The organism is Leptospira alexanderi serovar Manhao 3 str. L 60, from assembly GCF_000243815.2.
In the GTDB taxonomy this organism is placed as follows: domain Bacteria; phylum Spirochaetota; class Leptospiria; order Leptospirales; family Leptospiraceae; genus Leptospira; species Leptospira alexanderi.
Genome location: NZ_AHMT02000061.1, coordinates 69,241 through 87,500, shown reverse-complemented (window position 1 = coordinate 87,500; position 18,260 = coordinate 69,241). Strand labels below are relative to the sequence as shown.

Here is an 18,260-nt window from a genome sequence, read left to right as displayed (position 1 = left end):
AAACTATGATTCGCATTCAAGATCTTACCATCAGTTATTATACGAAATCAGAATTCGGCTTTAGAAAGAATCGAATCATCGCAGTGGACGGAATCAATCTTGAAATCGGAAATAATGAAATTCTAGGATTAGTAGGGGAGTCCGGCTGCGGTAAATCCACATTAGGAAAAGGCCTGATAAAATTATTAAAGCCCGAATCTGGATCGATTTACTTTGAAAATCAGGAAATCACCTCTCTTTCTTCCTCCAAATTTTTTCCTTTTAGAAAAAATCTACAGATCATATTTCAAGATCCATATTCTTCCCTGAACCCGCGAATGACAATTTCGGAAATTCTAATGGAAGGTTTGGAAATTCATGAAAAATCATCCCGAGAAGAATCCGAATTAAAGATCAGAGAAATTTTAGAAAGAGTAAACTTATCTTCCGATATCCTTTCCAGATTCCCTCACGAATTTTCCGGAGGACAAAGACAAAGGATCGCGATTGCGCGAGTACTGGTTTTAAGACCTAAGTTTGTCATCTGTGACGAATCAGTTTCCGCTCTTGACGTTTCTACGGGTACTCAAGTTTTAAAACTTTTAGTCGAATTAAAAAACGAATTCGGTCTTTCATATTTATTTATCTCTCACGACCTCGGCGTGGTAAAATCAATCTCGGACAGGATTGCGGTCATGTATCTGGGCAAAATCGTCGAACTCGGTAAAACGAAAGACATTATCTCATCCCCCGCACATCCTTATACAAAGGCACTTTTTCAATCCACCTTTGACGTCTACGATAGAAAAAAAATTCGACTTCCCCTCAAAGGGGAAATTCCAAGCATCGTAAACAAGCCTACCGGTTGTCACTTTCGTACTCGATGCCCGATTGTTCAGGACCTTTGTAAATCGCAAACTCCCGTTTGGAAAGAGATCGGAACCGATCAAAAAGCGCTTTGTCACTTTCCACTGGATCGAAGAAAATGAAATCCTTAAAATACATTCAAGAATTATCATATAAAAATCGAATCAAAGCTATTACGATTCTTCTGTTTCTGACTCTTGCATTCACGCTTTTCACGTTACTTTTCGTTTTTGTCCGCCAGGATTTTTACAAGGATTTTATACTCACCGAAATCGAAAAAAAAACCGGCTTAGAAGTAAAAGTGGACTCTTCCGATCTGATTTTACTACCATTTCCGGGAATAGAACTCAAGACAGTTCAGGTTCGGAAAGAAAACCTGATCGTGGGAATCAGCGATCGGATTAAGATCAATATTTCATGGTTCGGCTTACTAGGTCAAAAAGTAGAAATCAGAGACATTTATATTTCAGGCGGAAAGATCAATCTTCATAAACACAAAGACGGTTCCATTGATCTAATCGAATTTTTTCAACAGGAAAAATACAAACTCAAAAGCGCCCACCAAACACAAACCATAAAAATTTTTGATCCGTCCTTTACGACCGAAAACACGTCATTCAATCCGAAAGAGATTTTCAAAATCGGATTGAAAAACGTTCAAATCGAAAATTTTTACGTTCACTATCAAGACGATACACACAATAGAACATACGGAATTTATCTTTGGAATTCGGCATTCAGTATTTCTTTTTACGGAAACGCCCTTGATCTTACTCTACAGGGGAAGTTAGACGGTCAAAGTTTTCAGATTTACGGAAGTGCAGATTTAAATGAATTTCCGGTAACCCTTGAAAACTTAAAATTTCAGTCTACGATCATTTTAGACAAGTGTTCTCTTTCCATCTTTAGGGATCTGTTGGTTATCTTTCCGAACGCAGATTTTTCGAAAACGATTCTAAACGGTACAATCAAAATCAAAAAAGCACCCAATGAACCAATCAACTTCAATGTGACGGCACAAGGAAAGAACTTCGCTTATCAAGGCGGGAATCCGTTCGGTGATATCAAATTAAATATGGAATTGAAATTGGATATTCCGAATAAGAAATTAGATCTCCCATACATCTCCGTCGTATGGCCTGGGATCGCGGAAGGAAACGCTAAGGGAACAATTCTATGGAATTACAAAACGAACGTTTTCTTTCAAGTCACAGCGAACTATTTAGACTACCACAGCGTACTTCGATTGGGCAAACTTTTCGAATTCACTAAAAAATTCAATAATCCGAATCGTCCGGACGGGGTTTTCCACTTTAGTGCGGATTTAAAAAACGTATACGCGCTCAAACACAGATTCCCAGTTTTAAAAGCGGAAGTGAAATACACTTATCCTTGGATTCATATCTCAAGTTTTCATGCATATATATATAACGGAGAAATATTAGGAAAATCTAAAATTAATCCATTCAAATCCAAATTTGAAGTTCAAGGGGAAGTATATCGAATTCAATCTGATCGAATTCTTATGCCTTACATAAACGACCAAATCATCAGTGGAAACATGTTCAGTAAGTTCAATTTTATTACGGAAGTTCACAATCAATCCTCCGATTTTCTGACAGAATTTTTCAGGAATATGGAAGGTTCGGGCGACTTTCAAATTCTCAACGGAGAACTACTCGGTTATGCAAACTTCATGATTCCAGTTCTAAATACCCTCGGAAAGATCGTTTCATTCAACGGAATCGATGGAAGAAAGGTCGAATTCTCCTCTCTAAAATCGGATTTTAAAATCGAAAATAACCGATTTTACTTTCAGAATCTAAAACTACAAGGAAACGGATTGGAAGCGGACGGAAAAGGAAACATTAGTTTTGAAAAGGATGTGGATCTTATTCTTAACTTAAGATTAGGCGGAAATATTGTCGGTAAAGCGTTAAAAGTTCCGATCATTTATAAGGGAAAATTTAAACAATCAATTCCTTATATAGATCCGATTTGGTTGGGCTCGGTGTTTGCGGGAAGCACAATTTTCGCCCCATTCTTTACTCTGGTCGGCGGACCTTACGGAGGAGGAATTGCTGGGTCAGTCGTATCAGAATATGTAAGAGACGCTTGGGAAGGATTTAAAGGACTGTTCGCATCCAAGGAAAAAAACAAAAAGAAATAACCTATGGAAGGTGTTGCAAAGTCTTACGATCAATTTTATACGGGAATGAGTTTAAACTTAAGTATTTTCTTAATTTCGTTGACGATTCTTCTATGGTCCTTACCGAATCAAATCCACAAACGACGTTGAAACTTTTGATTCCGATTTTCTTTTGTTTCAGTCTCGCGGGTTTCGTTTATTTTTTCCTCGCACCCGCCCTGGTGTCCTCATTAGGAACCTTTTCTTTTCTGGTAAGCATTATCCTTTTGAAAAAACCTTAAACACTCGTTAAGGACATCCGAGAAATCGCTACGGTTTTTGCGGATCAAACAAACAGAAATAAATTCTTAATAGAGTTGTTGAAAAATTAATTCTCTATCTGCTTCTGCCCTATTGAAATGGATGTTTGAAGCGGTTTTGCTAATCTGAACCATGGAATTTTTCAACAACTCTAATATATGTTCTAAGTAAAATCCAAATTCAATCCTTCTTGAACTAAAATCCGTAGCGCATTGCTTGTTTGGACCAAACCTTCTCGAATTTTATAATCAAAGCACATGGAGCCGTTTAAAATTTCTTCTTGGAAATGTTTCAAGATAACATCCTCGACTTTAGCGAGTTCCAAATCATGACTCGTGACCAAACCGATTACACGATTCTTTTTAAGCTCTTTTAAAATTCCTTTGCAAGCAAGAGAACGTTCTCTTGTGTTCGTTCCTTTTAAAATCTCATCAAGCAAAACAAGATGAGGCAAATCCGAATTCTGAATTTTTTTTACGATCTCCGAAAGCCTTCTTACTTCCGCATAAAAAAAAGAAATTCCTTCCTCTAAGTTATCTTCGTTTCTCATACTCGTATGAATTTTTAAAACAGGTAAAGAAAATCGAGACGCAGGCACCGGCCCACCTGCCAATGCGAGAATGGAAGAAACACCGATTGTACGTAGATATGTCGTTTTACCGGACATATTTGAACCTGTGATGAGAACAATATTTCCTTCCAGAACCTGATCCAATGGATTGGAAACTCTGAATTCCGAAGGAAGAAGGGGATGGAAAAGATCTTTTCCCGAAATTCCTTCCTTAGAATTTTCAGAAAGAATCTCCGGGAAACAATAGTCGGAAAACATCCACTTCAAATTCGCAAAAGGAAATAAAGAATCAAATACGGTTAAATCATCGATCGACTTTTCCAAAAACACGGAATGTTTTTCCTTCCATTTGGAAATTTTCCCTAAAATCCAAAGATCGTAAAGAAAGAGGCTATTTAAAATTAAATGCAATAAGGGAGCTTCAGTCAAAGCGACGCGCTTTAATATACGATCCAAACCCTCGTAAGCGGATTTTAACTCCTCCTTAGAAGTATCCTGTAAAAGAGACCTACCGTTTTTATCCCGAACATTCAAACCTTTTAGATATATTAGAATTTTCTGAAGTCCTTCTATACTTCCAGAAAGGGAATAATATTGTCGAAAGATTTCCAAAGAACGAGAACGATACAATCCAAAGAGAATCAAATTTAAGAACAGAACGGAAGCCGGAAAAGGAACTCCCAGAAACACATTTGCAGGAATAAACGCAAGAACCAGAATTGCAACTGGCCTGTAAATTCTTTTCAACCATGGATATCGTTTCCAAAGTTCCGAGGCACCGTCGCTGTGGATCAATTTCATTTCCGTTTTTTCTTGATTGAGAGAAAGATCTCGATTTTCCTTCAGATAAGAGGAAAGCCTAAGTATTTTAGGAATTGCTAATTCTTTTTCGGAAATTGATCGAACGATTGACTGACGAAGTAGAATATTTTCTCTTTTAAAATCGGTAGAGGAATCCTCGGGATCCAAAAGGGAAATCAGCTGGCGTTCCGCATTTGAAGTAAACGTAGTATCCAACCAAGGAAACAAACCAATTTCCCGAAATAGATCCAAGTCTCTTGCCAAAGGAGAAATTTTTTCCAAAGTAATCTTAGTTCCGAATTTTTTACCGAAACCTTTAATTCCAATCCTCGCAGATTCTCTTTCTAAAACAAAAATCCAAAGTCGAATTTTTTCTCGAGTTGAAAGAGTCTTTTTATACCTTCCAATCAAAAAGAAAAAAATGAGAAGAAAGACCAAAGAAGGAAAATAATAAAAAACCGAAGAATGGAAATAATAGAAAACGGAAATCCAAAGAACGAATACGGAAAAGGAAATAAGACGAAACAGAGAAAGTTTAAAAAGAAGAATGGAAACTCGATCGTAGAATCTTTTTAATTTTCCAGCTCTGTGCTCTAGCCGATCAATCAGAGTAGAAGGTTTCATCCAACTAAGGAGCTTATATTTTCGTAGTGTTCGTTTTCTCGCTTATAAATTTCAAAATCCAACAAACGAACCAATGATCCGAGGTCAGGCATTACCCAGCGCGAAACCAATTTACCGCGTTCCTTACCTTTAATCTTATCCACATATACGTATCCGAATAGATCGGTACCGTATTCGTAGGCGACGAATCTTCCCATTCTTTTACCCGTATTGTTGATCAGCCGGATCTGCATTTTTTTGCAATTTTATCGTTTTAGGAAATTTCGTACAAGAAAAAAAACTCAAGGATTTTCCAATTTCTTCGATAGATAGTTCTGGGAGTCAATTGCTTTCTCAAGGAAGAGAATCCGGCAAGATTTCCGATAAAAAGATCTCGAATCAAACCAGAAAGTCGCATGGAGGCGCAAAAATGTTTTACCCAGAAATGGATCCGAACCTAAAAAGTTCCTTTCTTTCAATTGACGAAACCGTCGCTAACCTCGTAAACAATACAATTCTTCCACAATCCGGTCTAAAAGCGGGGAATCTTCTCAACGCGAATCAGATGAAAAAATTAAAAGAAATCCGTAAGCGCAGATTCAGGTCCAGTGAGTGGAAGAATTTTTTAAAAGATTAAAACTGTATTTTGATCTTAAAGAAAATCTTATCATATTGAATTGAATTCTTTTGAACTTACAATACGTTCTAAAACATTCTGAAACTTTAGGAAGCGTAACACCGAATTATTTTCCATTTGAAAAATCCAATTCATAAAAAAAACGGCATTTCCAACGTTCTTTTAGGAAAATTTCGAAAATAAAAAAGCCTGCTGTTTTTAGCAGGCTTTTTTTTGTTAAACTCCAATACAAAAATCAGTATTTGGTTTTCGTGGAAGGCATCTTCACGTTTAGAATGACATCCACTTTAGTAACATCCCCTTCTCTTACGTTGATCATAGAATTGTTGAGATTCAAATCTTCCGCAAAAGAAGCCTTGATTTCATAATCACCCGGCTTGAGATTCGTGAACCAGAAATTCCCTTCGCCATCGGTATTCAATTTCTGAATTCCGGTAACGCTGGAAATGGTAGGCATAAAAATCGGCTGATTGATCACCGGATTATCCAAAGTTTTGTAGAAAACTTTTCCTTGAATCGCCCCGAAACCGCTCATAGAAACATTAATAGGAAGTTCATTCTTTTTGTTCGGAAGAACTGCAAACGTTTCTTGAATTTCAGGATAGTCGTCTGCCTTGATCGTGATCTTATGAACTCCGGCGGGAACTCTACTCAGGGTAATTGTGTAGATATTACCCGGAATCAACTGTCCTTGTCTCTTAACTGCACCCCAGAAATTGGAAGAGGTCGTAGTTACAGCTGAAGCAAATTCTTGATCATCAATATAAACCTTAACGTTTCGATTCCCTTTTCTTTTCTTCTTAGCAAAGATTAAGATATCGGGAGGAAGATCCGAAAGTCCATAAGCGCGATCTTGAATGATCGTAGTCTTTAACACCAAATCACCTCTTTCATTCGTCGGAACTACGGGAGGTTCTTCCGGAGTTACTACGGGTTGAGAAGGATCCGGTTTTACAGGATCGGGCTCAGGTTCTACGGATGGAGGAGGAGGTTTTGGAGGATCGATCGGTTTTGGAGGTTCGGGATTTTTTTACCAGAAAGGAAAATACCCGAAGCGTTTCCGGAAATCTGAGGAACCTGTTCGTGTTGAAACTTTTTCGCCATCTGAACGGTTTCTTCTCTCGATTTGAAGAAAGCTTCCAACGCGGTAACAACGTTATCTTTATTTAAGTCCGCGGTACCAAGCGCACGTCCAAAATTGTACGTAAAAATTCCATGATTGATACTTCCGCCAACCTCTATAGCGGTCTGGTTGTCATCCGCGGAAGAAATGATCGTTTTATCTTGAAAGAAAAAATCTTCCGCATCTTGTTTTACAGTTCCGTCGCTTCCTTCCGGAATTGGAACATCAGCGGACCCTCGAGTTGCTTTTCCTTTTTTAGCGATTCCACCCGAAAAGCAACAATCGAAAATAAACACTGTCTTTGGCGATTTTATCTTTTCTAAATACTTATTCAGTTCGTCGTCCGGAAGATGAGGTCTGTCATAACAAATGATCAGATTTCTCATCCCGTTCTTTGCGGATGCGTCCCTTTGAAACGCACCGTGCCCTGAGAAGTAAAGCAAAACAGTATCATTATCGCCCGCTTTTTTTGCTAAGGCCTTAATTTCTTTTTCTATATTATCTTTTGTGACTTCTTTTCCGAGAACAACCTTCACTTCATCGAAGTTTCCGACTCTTCGAATTTCGTCGTTCAGATAACTTGCGTCCGCTTCGCAAAGATTAAGTTCCGGAATTCCGGCTTTATTGCCGGTATAATTAGAACCGAAAATAAGTCCGTATCTCTTTTGTGCAAATGCATCGGTCGCTAGAAACAAAATCAAACAGATGCTAAATGCCGATAGCTTGGATTTCAAACCTGACCTCCTAGGATGATTCAGAATGGAATCAGAGTAGCAAAAGAAACCCTTTTGTCATTATCTTTTTAAGGAAAGAATCGAGACTTCCAAATTTAGGAAAGAATTTTCCGACCGTTTGTATATCCGACTTTCTATAAAAATGAGCATGATTCAGAGTCGGCACCAATTAAAAAATACAATCCGAAATAAATTCAAATTTTTTATTAGGAATTCGAGCCAAGAAAAATACGAAGATTAAAATGTCGGCTTTAAATCCGAACGATTTCAATACGAGAAAATTCTTGCCTTATCGAGACCTGAATCAATAGAATAATCGAGAAAACAATTGTAACATTGTGTCGTTAGCAAACTCATTTTACAACATTCGCTAAACGCATAAAAAAACCCGGAGGACTTTACTCGCCGGGTTTTTCATCTAAAGAAGATTCTGAAACGGAAATTATCTGTTATTTAGATAACCATTTCATCATACTTCTTAATTTTTTACCGACCGACTCGATCGGATGAGCCGCGTTCTTATCCCTCATATTCTTGAAGTTCGGATAACCCGCTTTCGTTTCAGCCATCCAGTTGGTTGCAAATTTCGCTCCCTTATCCTTCTGAATATCGTTCAGAACTTCTTTCATTCTTTGTTTTACACCCGGGTCGATTACGCGCGGGCCGCTTACGTAATCGCCGTATTCCGCGGTATCGGAAATAGAAAACCTCATTCTTGCCAATCCGCCTTCGTAGATGAGATCGGTGATAAGTTTTACTTCATGAAGACACTCAAAGTATGCGATTTCAGGATCGTAACCCGCTTCGGTTAAAGTTTCAAACCCGGCCATAATCAGATTGGAAAGACCTCCGCAAAGAACAACCTGTTCTCCGAATAAGTCCGTTTCGGTTTCTTCGCGGAAAGATGTTTCCAAAATTCCTGCACGACCGCCTCCGACACCGGCCGCATGAGCGAGTGCTCTTTTTTTAGCTTCCCCGGTTGAATCCTGGTGGATCGCAATCAAACAAGGAACTCCCCCACCTTCCGTATAAACTCTACGAACAAGATGACCCGGACCTTTAGGAGCAACCATATAAACATCCACCTCTTTGGGAGGTTTGATGAAATCGTAGTGAATGTTAAATCCGTGAGAAAAAACGAGCGCATCACCTTTTTTCAGATTCGGTTCAATATCTTTTTTATAAAGATCCGCTTGAATTGTATCCGGAGCGAGAATTTGTATGATATCCGCTTTTTGAGAAGCTTCGGCAACACTGTACACTTCGAAGCCCGCATTCTTAGCATCTTGAATTGATTTGGATCCTTCTTTCAGACCAATGATAACTTTGAGTCCGGAATCCTTCATGTTTTGAGCCTGGGCGTGTCCCTGGCTTCCGTAACCGATCACTGCAATGATTTTACCTTTGAGTGAACTTAAATCACAATCGGCGTCGTAATAGATATTTGCCATGTCCTTTTCCTTGAGTGTTCCTTTTTACTAAACATTTGAAAAAGGATAGAATGACAACTTTAATACAACCTATAGCTTGTATTGTTTTATGAAACATGGGAAAGATAGAGTTACGACTAAAATCTATATCGTTAGGAAGAACTCTACTGAAAATATGTTAAAGATGTTCGGAACCCAAGATCTCCAAGCTTGAATTAACTCAGATGCAAGATGAAGTTCGGAAAAAAACAAAAAGATCGGTATGAATTCGGGTTCACTGGCTGAAAATTTTTAGAGATTTGCTAGACAATTTGAAAACAAATTCTGCCAGATCTCGATTATGTATCATTCAGATGTAAAAGAATCTACCAAGAAAGAAAAAGATTTGGAAAGTTTTTTAACAAGCCCGTCCCATCAACTCGGATTTTCGAACCTTGTCCATACTTTGATCCAGGGTTTTGTTGAACTGAAAAATCCTTTCGATGATCGATTTCAAGTTGCTGCTGTGTCCAATCAAACGACACTCAAAGCCTTCAAATCACTTGATTGAGTTTTAATTTTCAAAATTCCATCTTGAATTTTTCCGGATTCCTGTGTGATCTCGTTCACTTCCTTTTCAATCTCAAACATCGCTTTCATCATCTCTTTGTGACCGGTCATCTGTTCTTCCGTGGAATAAAATAACTCATCTGATAATTTCTTGGCTCTCTCCAAATTTCTTACGAAATCATTTATTATCGTTGTCCCACGATCATACAACCGATTCATTTCTTCTATTTTAGATACTGTAAGATTGATTTTCACACTCTGATTTTCAGTGGAATGACCCGTATCAAGTGACGCTGTATTTGCCTCTTCGATAAACTCAAGTGACTCTTGAACTACTTTCGAAATCATCTTCGCATTCGTCGCCGTAAATTCCGCAAGTTTACTTACCTCTTGGGCTACCACCGCAAAACCACGACCCGCGGCTCCGGCGCGAGCTGCTTCAATAGAAGCGTTCAGAGAAAGAAGATTGGTTTTGTTCGCGATTTCTCCAAGAATACGATTGATCTCATCCACGCGCTGAAACGAATTCGAAATGTTCTTTAAGAATTGGCCGGTCTTTTCAACAGACTTCTTTACTACTTCCATTTCTAATTTACTTTCTTTCGCATTCGTATCCAAACCTTTAGAATGTTCCGATATTTTCGTCGATTACATCCAAAAGAACCTGAGACTTTTGATTGAGTTCGATCAGATTTTCATTTTGAATTCGAATCGAATCGACATTCTTTTCCGAAGCGTTCGATAAGGACTCGATCACAGCATTGACCTCTTCCAAAGAAGCTGCTTGTGATTCCATTTTTGCGCTGGTCAAACTCGTAAATTCCGAAAAGTCCGTCACCGAAATATCCAATGTTTCCGCCGAAGAATGCAGGCGTTTTCTTGTGTTTTGAATGGACTGTGCCATTTTGTTAAACGAACGAGCGATAAATCCGATTTCATCTTCCACCTTAACTTCAAGACGGTATTCTAAGTTTCCAGAATTGGCCTCCCTTAAACCGACTACCACCTCTTCGAGAGGATTGAGTAAAGCTCCTTGAAAGAAAAAACGGAATCCGAATAGAACAAGAAACAAAATACAAATCACGGATATATAAAGGATTTTACCGGTAGGATGGAGATATTCCCTTAAGGATTCGTATCGAAATCCCACTTCATAAACTTTTCCTCCGGATACGTAAAAATAAGAAATATAATGTTTGGGAACCAGACCGTTTAATTCATAAACTCTTTCCCCTTTGTATGTTCTTTCGTCCGGCTTTCTTATCTGTGTAAGAAACGTATCGAAAATTTTATCTCTTGTTGCAGAATCCGTCACATCCGGATTTAACGTGAATTTTTTTAGCTCCCTTAGATATCCGTCGATTCCGGGAACTTTCGATTGAAACAATTTATCCAAAGAAACCGGATCGTTTTTTTCCTTCGGAGGTAAGTGAAAGTGTTTGTTCCTAAGCACGACTAATGTATTTTGTAGAGAGTCAAAAAACGATTCTATGTCCTTTCCTGAAAGTTGAGCTTCGTTTTTGGAAGAAAGATACTCTTTTACTCCCGCTTTATACGCATCAAAACCAGAGGGGGAGTTTTTTAATATATCTTCGACACTTTGTTTAAATTCCCCATTGGAAAGAGAAGGAAGTTCAAAAAGACTATGAGCTATTTTGAAAAAACGGAATTCTCTCAGCGTGGATTCGTCAGGTTGCTGAGAATTTCCCGGAAAGAGGGACGTTATCGAATCCGTCCCAGAATCGTATTGGAAAACGTATTCCAAGTCCTTGGAAGCTTCTAAACCAGCTGCGGAAAGTCTAACCTCTGTCTTTTTAATTAAGTCGTACGATTCTTCATATTGATTGAAAATAAATATACTTACGATCTGTAAGATTAGAAAAAACGTAGCGAGCGTAATTCCGGTGATTCTAGAAAGAATGGAAGTTTTTTCACTCGTATAATTGATATAACCTACAAGCACGATAAACAAACCGGTTACAAGAGAAATGTCCAAAACCGTTTGGTACAATTCCCTGGAAACCGCCCCATCTCGACTCATAGCGTTGAACACTCCCGGAATCAGAATAATCAAGGCCATGGGTATTAAAACGATTCCAGTAATAATTCTATCCTTTCCTTTGAGTGTTATCATTCTCCAGGTACCGATTGCCACGAAAAGAAAGGTATAAAAGATGATGGCTATGGCATAGACCTTATAGAAAAAGTTAACTTGAAAGTCCCAATAATGACCTGAAAAGTAAAAAACTCTTTTTGCAGAGAAGGACTCGTAAAAATACCAAACACAGATAATGACTATTCCCGACAAAGCGATTGAAAACGCGGGAATCATTATCTTTTTGGAAACCGGTTGCGGATATTGAAAAAAGAACATTGCGAGAAATAAAGTCCCCAAAAAGGGAGAAGGAATTATAATCCATCTATGAAAGACGGACCACGATGAGTAAAATGGAAAACCTGCCATGTAACCGACGTGAAGTACTCCAAGAAATAAAAGACTAACACTAAGATAAATCGTGCCGGACGCTTTTTCTTGAATGGAGAAAAAAAAGAACGCAGTGAATCCGATAAAAAGAATCCCGATTAACGAGGCCAAAGAGAAATAATTTAAATAGATCAGATCCATAATATAGGTATTCTATAAACTTTTGCAAACTACTATCGTCAAGGAAATTCGAAACCCATACTCAATATTGTTTACATAAAAGGAATTTAAAAACAAGAGCACTATCGAAAGATTCGCAAAGAGTCATAGTCTCAACCCATGGGTTTAGGTTTTGTTGAGTAGTTTGGACATAAATTCAAATTTCCCTAACATTCCCTAGAACAGGAACGATAAGAAACTTGAGTTTAGACCAACCCGTAAACACTTAGACAATTTGTCCCTTAAAAACCGCCGATACAGACATACTTGATGTTAAGATATTCATGAATCCCGTATTTAGATCCTTCTCTTCCGAAACCAGACTCTTTTACACCTCCAAACGGCACCTGTTCACTAGAAATGAGGCCTTCGTTGACTCCCAACATTCCCGATTCGATTTTTTCCGAAAGAAGCCTAATCTTTCGATAATCCTCCGTATAAACGTAAGCTGCTAATCCGGAAGGCGTAGAATTCGCGATTTGAATCGCCTCTTCAATCGACTCAAATTGATATACAGGAGCGATCGGCCCGAAAATTTCCTCCTTCATCGAAAGAGAATTTTCTTTTACTTCGGAAAAAATAGTCGGAGAAAAAAACAATTTATCAGGTTCGATTCTGTTTCCACCGGTGATGAGTTTCGCTCCTGTCGATTTTGCGTTCTCGACATGAATTTCCATCTTACGAACCGCCGCTTCATTGATCAACGGACCCATGTTTACATCTTTTTCAAATCCGTTTCCTACTTTTAATTTTAAGACCGCTTCCGAAAATAGATCTAGAAATTTCTTATAAATTCCTTTTTGAACCAAAAATCGATTCGCACACACGCAGGTTTGTCCCGAATTTCTGAACTTGGAAAGAATAGCTCCTTTGACAGCGGCTTCCAAATTTGCGTCGTCAAAAATCAAAAAAGGAGCGTTTCCTCCCAATTCCAAGGAAAGTCGTTTTAAAGTTTTAGAACTCCTTTCCATGATAAGTTTTCCTACACGAGTGGAACCGGTAAAACTAATCTTTTTTACATCAATATGATCAATCAAAGTGTTCGCGATATTTTCCGGATAACCCGTTAGAACTTGAAAGACTCCTTCCGGAATTCCCGCCTCCTGTGCAAGCGCGGCTAATGCAAGCGCGGAGAATGGTGTCAGCTCGGAAGGTTTACAAATTACCGTACAACCGACGGCCAAAGCCGCTGCGGCTTTACGAGTAATCATTGAAGAAGGAAAATTCCAAGGAGTTAAAATTCCGCATACCCCGACTGGTTGTTTTAAAACCTCGATCTTCGTATCTTTTCTATGACTTGGGATGATGTCCCCGTAAGTGCGTTTCGATTCTTCGGAAAACCATTCCAAAAAGGAAAATGCGTAATCGATCTCACTTCTAGACTCATCGAGAGGTTTTCCTTGTTCCAAGGTCATAAGAATCGCAAGATCCTCTCGGTTCTTTTTCATCTTTTCAGCCCAGTTTCGAATGAGAATTGAACGTTCTTTTGCGGGTCTGTTTGACCAATCCGAAAATGCCCGTACAGAAGTTTGAATCGCTTCCAAAGTTTCCTTGGAACCCAAAGAAGGAACGGAACCCAAAACCTCAAGACTTGTGGGATTGTTTACGGAAATCTTTTCGTTAAGATATCCCGACTTCCAGGATCCTCCCCAAAAAGCTTCTTCTTTAAACAATTCTTTTCTATAAAGAAATTTTAAACTCAAGAACGCACCTCTTCTTCTTTGTATATTCTCCAAAACTGGAAAAAGAAAGAAGAATCCGTTTCGGACAGAAAGAATTTTTTAAGCAGATAGTTTGCCGCAAGAAGTTAAGCTAAAAGATTATCCTTTTCGGATTGAAATCGATTGTAATATACCGAATAGATCGAGATACTTATCTTCGATTAAAAATTGTTTTCCAAAACATCTGAACTTTTTTTCATTTTGAAATTTTAGAATCGAATGGATTCCGGTTTTCTTATGAAAGCAATTATAAACATATCCACTCTCATCCATTACTCTATACATATAATCAAGATTATACCTAGGATTGCTTTCCTTATTACACAAGTCTCGACAATAATCGAATGTCTGATCCATTCTAAACTTTTTTCATTGACCCTGCTATAATTTAAAAGTCTTATCATAAACGCTAATATTTCATTTATGGAAATAGGAGAAGGATATGTCTTCGTTACCGAGCGTTCGTGTGATAGGAGCGAGACCGAGCGGAATCTCTGTACAAAGTTCTCAAACATAAAGAAATTCCGTTCGATTGTTACGAAGCGGGAAGCGAGGTCGGAGGCAACTGGAGATTCAACAACGACAATAAGATGAGCAACATCTATAGGTCTTTACACACCAACACTCATAAAGATAAAATGGAATACAACGACTATCTCATACCTCCAACTTATGCCGATTATTCTAGGCATCAAAGAATTTCAGAATATTTCATAAATTACGTGAATCATTTCGGGCTTCGGAAACATATTTATTTTAAAACTCCCGTCGTTCATGTTGAACATCAGGAAGATGGAACTTGGTTAGTCAAAACTGGAAACGGAAAGCATTATGATGCTCTCACCGTATCCAACGGACATCACTGGTCTCAAAGATGGCCAAACCCCGCGTTTCCAGGTAAGTTTACCGGAAAGATCATTCATTCTCATTCTTATATAGATTCAAAAAACCCGATCAAACTTATCGGAAATAAACTTCTTACAAATAGATTCCCAAGAAAAAATCTTCGAACTTTCAAAGTGACTCCGATTTTTTACACTCGATGCAATGTAATAATTTAAAAGGACATTATTTATGAAATTCAAAATTCTAAAACACAACAAGGCTCTTTATTGTATTCTATTCGCTTTCAATCTTCAACTAAACGCAGAGGCCGCCAAAATTGTCTCCGGGCCAATATTGGGATATTCCACATTAAAGGAAGTTTTAGTCTGGATTCAAACTGATCAGGCATCTAAAGTTGCATTAGAATATTCTGAAATTGGAAATCCTAGAAATAAGTTTATTTCTGAAACAATACAGACGGATTATAAAACTGGCTTTATCGCAAAATTGATCGCAAACCGCGTCGAACCCGGCAAAAGCTATAATTACAATCTACTTGTGGATGGGAAAAGAATTAAAGGGGAACACCCGCAAATATTTCAAGCACAATCATTTTTTGCCTATGCGTCCCATCAAGAGCTGCCTTCATTTTCGTTTGCGCTCGGAAGTTGCGCTTATGTCAATGAAAGTGAATTTGACGTCCCCGGAAAACCTTATGGTGGCGAATACTTTATCTTTAACTCCATTCTTTCCAAAAAACCGGATTTCATGCTTTGGCTCGGAGACAACATCTATCTGAGAGAACCAGATTGGGATTCAAGGACCGGTTTCCTACATCGTTATAGGCATCAGCGTGGAATTCCAGAACTTGCTCCACTTTTCGCATCGGTCCATCACTATGCGATTTGGGACGATCATGATTTTGGGCCGAACGATGCAGATTCTTCCTTTTGGATGAGGGAAACTTCGGAAGAAATGTTCAAACTTCACTGGGGAAATCCGAATTATGCGAAAGAGGGTATCTACGGCTCTTTTATTTGGGGAGACGTTCAATTTTTTCTTTTGGATAATCGAACATTTAGAACGGCAAATAACAACAAAGAAATCGGCCCGAGACAAATTCTGGGAGAAAAACAATTTCAGTGGCTTGTAAATTCCTTAGCATATTCAAAAGCCACATTTAAGTTCGTCGCGATCGGCGGGCAATTTTTAAATCCGAATCCCATTTTTGAAAACTACGCCACATATCCTCAAGAAAGGAATAAAATTCTTTCCGCGATTCGAGATTTAAAAATTAAAAATCTGATTTTTCTCACGGGTGATCGTCATCATACGGAGTTGAACTTTCTCCAGGAAGACGGTTTATCGATTTATGATTTTACCATTTCACCATTAACTTCCAGATATCACTCCCCTTCCGAAAAAAATCCTTTACGGGTGGAAGGAACCCTTGTTGATAAAAGAAATTTTGGAACAATTTCCGTAAGTGGGAAACGAGGTCAAAGAAAACTCGTTCTACAGATTTTTGACGTATATGGAAAGGAACTTTGGAAAAAAGAAATCCTTCCAACTCCTTAATGTTCTATGAAAAGATCTATGAATCCCATTTTTATATTCTTATTATCTGCTATTTTCCTGGTTTTGTTTCTCGTTTGGTGGAACCAAGATAGGCTGATTTTTTTTCCGGAAAAACTTCCCAAAAATTTCGTATTCCGTTTTCCGAATGAGTTTCAGGAAATCAAACTCAATACTCCCGACGGAGAAACAAGCTACGGGCTTTACTTCCCATCCAAAAGTAACATTTCTAAGAAAACGGTTTTATTCTTTCACGGAAATGCGGGAAGTTTGAGAACTTGGGGAAGAATTTGCGAAGACTTTCTTCCCTTCGGATGGAATATTCTAATCACCGACTACCGAGGATACGGAAAGAATTCGGGAAGTATTTCCGAAAAATCGATGAATGAAGATGCCGAGTTGTGGCTGAACTACGTACTCCAGGAAATTAAGGTTCCTAGAAACGAAATCGTAATCTACGGTCGTTCTATTGGCACAGGAGTTGCGGCGGACTTGGCTTTTAAGAATCCGGACCTTGATTTGTTTTTAGAGACTCCATTTACGGATTTACCGACTCTGGCACGAAATTATTATCCGTTCCTACAAACTTGGATGTTACGTTTTCAATTTCGGAACTTGAGCAAGTTGGAAACCGTACGCTCTAAAATCAGGATTTTCCACGGAACGGAAGATGAGATCATTCCATATTCAAATTCGGAAATCATATTCAAAAAATTGAAAGAACGAAATCAAAATGTGATTCTTTTTACGATCCCAAACGGCTCGCATAACGACCTCGCCCTTTATCCGGAATATCGCCGAGCATTGAAAAAAAGTCTAGATGAAATCCGATAAGATCAGTTTAAAAATATTCCGGGAAAAGAACTTTGAGTTTTTTTACGGTTTCCGGATTTCTTTTTTCAGGTGCCGTTATAATCGAATATCGAGTACTATTTTTTAAACTTAGATCGTCCCCGTTTCCGATCACATGAATCAGTTCGGAAAGAAGTTTTTTAGCGGTTTCTGCATTTTTCGTAAGATTTGCAATCACCATTTCAACGGTGACGGATTCTTCCCCTTCTCTCCAACAGTCATAATCCGTAGACATACAAATCATCTGATATGAAATCTCGGCTTCGCGAGCAAGTTTCGCTTCCGGAAGTACGGTCATATTGATGATATCCGCACCCCAAGAACGATAAAGATGAGATTCGGCCTTCGTGGAAAAAAGAGGTCCTTCCATACAAATCAATGTTTTACCCGTATGAATTTTCAAGCCGATCTTTTTAGCGGTTTGTTCAATTCTTTTACCCAAGTTTTGAGAAAATGGCTCCGCGAACGGAGCGTGCGCAACCACTCCGTTTCCGAAATAAGTGGAATCCCTGAAACGAGTACGATCAATAATTTGAGAAGGTAAAACGAAATCGAGAGGTTTGATTTCTTCTCTCAAACTTCCAACCGAACTAAACGCGACAATCTCTTCCACACCAAGTTGTTTGAGCGCGCAGATATTCGCATGATTCGGGATTTCGGGTGGCGAAAGAAAATGTCCGATTCCGTGTCTCGGTAAAAACGCGATCAGTTTTTCTTTGTATTTCCCGATTTTGATTTTGTCGGAAGGTTTTCCCCAGGGAGTATCGGGATAAATTTCCTCTATCAATTCCATTCCATCCAAACTATAGAGTCCCGTTCCACCTATGATGGCCGCTTTTACGTTATGTGGCATTAATTCGCTCCCTAGAAAAGAAAGTTGTCAATTTCTTCAAGGACAGT

At 38.5% G+C, this 18,260-nt stretch carries 10 protein-coding genes and 5 pseudogenes; 7 read left to right on the top strand and 8 right to left on the bottom strand.

Translation table 11 applies throughout. From position 1 onward, the window contains the following. Window positions 1–5: 5 nt before the first annotated feature. The 3 genes and pseudogenes from LEP1GSC062_RS19915 to LEP1GSC062_RS22655 all read left to right on the top strand — a co-directional run. Window positions 6–968, top strand: coding sequence for an ABC transporter ATP-binding protein (locus LEP1GSC062_RS19915; protein ID WP_010577522.1), 963 nt, complete (start codon window positions 6–8; stop codon window positions 966–968). Next, a complete protein-coding gene (locus tag LEP1GSC062_RS19910; protein ID WP_010577521.1) occupies window positions 965–3,016 on the top strand; it encodes an AsmA family protein in 2,052 nt (683 codons plus the stop codon). Before LEP1GSC062_RS19915 ends, LEP1GSC062_RS19910 begins: the two co-directional genes overlap by 4 nt. Further along, a pseudogene (locus tag LEP1GSC062_RS22655) lies at window positions 3,017–3,276 on the top strand (LIC_13387 family protein); the annotation flags it as partial. It abuts the gene before it with no gap. A gap of 182 nt (window positions 3,277–3,458) precedes the next feature. Here the strand turns inward: LEP1GSC062_RS22655 and LEP1GSC062_RS19905 are convergent. Together LEP1GSC062_RS19905 and LEP1GSC062_RS19900 are read right to left on the bottom strand one after the other, a co-directional pair. Next, window positions 3,459–5,291, bottom strand: a complete 1,833-nt coding sequence (locus LEP1GSC062_RS19905; protein ID WP_020985280.1) for a MutS family DNA mismatch repair protein — start codon at window positions 5,289–5,291, stop codon at window positions 3,459–3,461. Then, window positions 5,288–5,524, bottom strand: a complete 237-nt coding sequence (locus tag LEP1GSC062_RS19900; RefSeq protein WP_002620920.1) for a hypothetical protein — start codon at window positions 5,522–5,524, stop codon at window positions 5,288–5,290. The genes LEP1GSC062_RS19905 and LEP1GSC062_RS19900 overlap by 4 nt, the downstream gene beginning before the upstream one ends. A 176-nt stretch (window positions 5,525–5,700) precedes the next feature. Between LEP1GSC062_RS19900 and LEP1GSC062_RS19895 the strand changes: the two genes are divergently transcribed. After that, window positions 5,701–5,907: a hypothetical protein gene (locus LEP1GSC062_RS19895; RefSeq protein ID WP_004497032.1), complete on the top strand. Its 207-nt coding sequence runs from the start codon at window positions 5,701–5,703 to the stop codon at window positions 5,905–5,907. A 235-nt stretch (window positions 5,908–6,142) separates the two neighbouring features. Here LEP1GSC062_RS19895 and LEP1GSC062_RS19890 read toward each other — a convergent pair. From LEP1GSC062_RS19890 to LEP1GSC062_RS19870, 5 genes and pseudogenes are all read right to left on the bottom strand, one after another. Beyond that, window positions 6,143–7,764, bottom strand: a pseudogene (locus LEP1GSC062_RS19890) (caspase family protein). Window positions 7,765–8,213: 449 nt separating this feature from the next. Then, entirely contained in the window at window positions 8,214–9,215 is a 1,002-nt protein-coding gene (gene ilvC, locus LEP1GSC062_RS19885; RefSeq protein ID WP_010577519.1) for a ketol-acid reductoisomerase, read from the bottom strand. Between the two features lie 330 nt (window positions 9,216–9,545). After that, a pseudogene (locus LEP1GSC062_RS25170) lies at window positions 9,546–9,711 on the bottom strand (methyl-accepting chemotaxis protein); the annotation flags it as partial. Next, window positions 9,708–12,369 (bottom strand): annotated as a pseudogene (locus LEP1GSC062_RS19875) (methyl-accepting chemotaxis protein). The pseudogenes LEP1GSC062_RS19875 and LEP1GSC062_RS25170, both read right to left, overlap by 4 nt. A 260-nt stretch (window positions 12,370–12,629) precedes the next feature. Next, complete coding sequence (locus LEP1GSC062_RS19870) at window positions 12,630–14,090, bottom strand: NAD-dependent succinate-semialdehyde dehydrogenase (protein WP_020985286.1); 1,461 nt, start codon at window positions 14,088–14,090, stop codon at window positions 12,630–12,632. 460 nt (window positions 14,091–14,550) lie between these two features. Between LEP1GSC062_RS19870 and LEP1GSC062_RS19860 the strand changes: the two are divergent. The 3 genes and pseudogenes from LEP1GSC062_RS19860 to LEP1GSC062_RS19850 form a co-directional block, all read left to right on the top strand. After that, a pseudogene (locus LEP1GSC062_RS19860) lies at window positions 14,551–15,088 on the top strand (NAD(P)/FAD-dependent oxidoreductase); the annotation flags it as partial. A gap of 94 nt (window positions 15,089–15,182) precedes the next feature. Continuing rightward, on the top strand, window positions 15,183–16,511 hold the full coding sequence (locus tag LEP1GSC062_RS19855; protein WP_020985278.1) for an alkaline phosphatase D family protein: 1,329 nt from the start codon (window positions 15,183–15,185) through the stop codon (window positions 16,509–16,511). Window positions 16,512–16,517: 6 nt separating this feature from the next. Continuing rightward, window positions 16,518–17,342 (top strand): alpha/beta hydrolase, encoded by an 825-nt coding sequence (locus LEP1GSC062_RS19850; RefSeq protein ID WP_167324070.1) that lies wholly within the window; start codon window positions 16,518–16,520, stop codon window positions 17,340–17,342. A 7-nt stretch (window positions 17,343–17,349) separates the two neighbouring features. On the opposite strand, the gene mtnP is transcribed toward LEP1GSC062_RS19850, so the two are convergent. Beyond that, window positions 17,350–18,213 carry an S-methyl-5'-thioadenosine phosphorylase gene (gene mtnP, locus LEP1GSC062_RS19845; RefSeq protein WP_020985319.1) on the bottom strand — a complete coding sequence of 288 codons (864 nt, stop codon included), beginning with the start codon at window positions 18,211–18,213 and terminating at the stop codon, window positions 17,350–17,352. Window positions 18,214–18,260: the final 47 nt, after the last annotated feature.

Coding starts and splice junctions, on each gene's coding strand:
- LEP1GSC062_RS19905 (WP_020985280.1), bottom strand. CDS start 5,291: ATGAAACCTTCTACTCTGATTGATCGGCTAGAGCACAGAGCTGGAAAA.
- LEP1GSC062_RS19900 (WP_002620920.1), bottom strand. CDS start 5,524: ATGCAGATCCGGCTGATCAACAATACGGGTAAAAGAATGGGAAGATTC.
- LEP1GSC062_RS19855 (WP_020985278.1), top strand. CDS start 15,183: ATGAAATTCAAAATTCTAAAACACAACAAGGCTCTTTATTGTATTCTA.
- LEP1GSC062_RS19915 (WP_010577522.1), top strand. CDS start 6: ATGATTCGCATTCAAGATCTTACCATCAGTTATTATACGAAATCAGAA.
- LEP1GSC062_RS19850 (WP_167324070.1), top strand. CDS start 16,518: ATGAAAAGATCTATGAATCCCATTTTTATATTCTTATTATCTGCTATT.
- mtnP (WP_020985319.1), bottom strand. CDS start 18,213: ATGCCACATAACGTAAAAGCGGCCATCATAGGTGGAACGGGACTCTAT.
- ilvC (WP_010577519.1), bottom strand. CDS start 9,215: ATGGCAAATATCTATTACGACGCCGATTGTGATTTAAGTTCACTCAAA.
- LEP1GSC062_RS19895 (WP_004497032.1), top strand. CDS start 5,701: ATGTTTTACCCAGAAATGGATCCGAACCTAAAAAGTTCCTTTCTTTCA.
- LEP1GSC062_RS19910 (WP_010577521.1), top strand. CDS start 965: ATGAAATCCTTAAAATACATTCAAGAATTATCATATAAAAATCGAATC.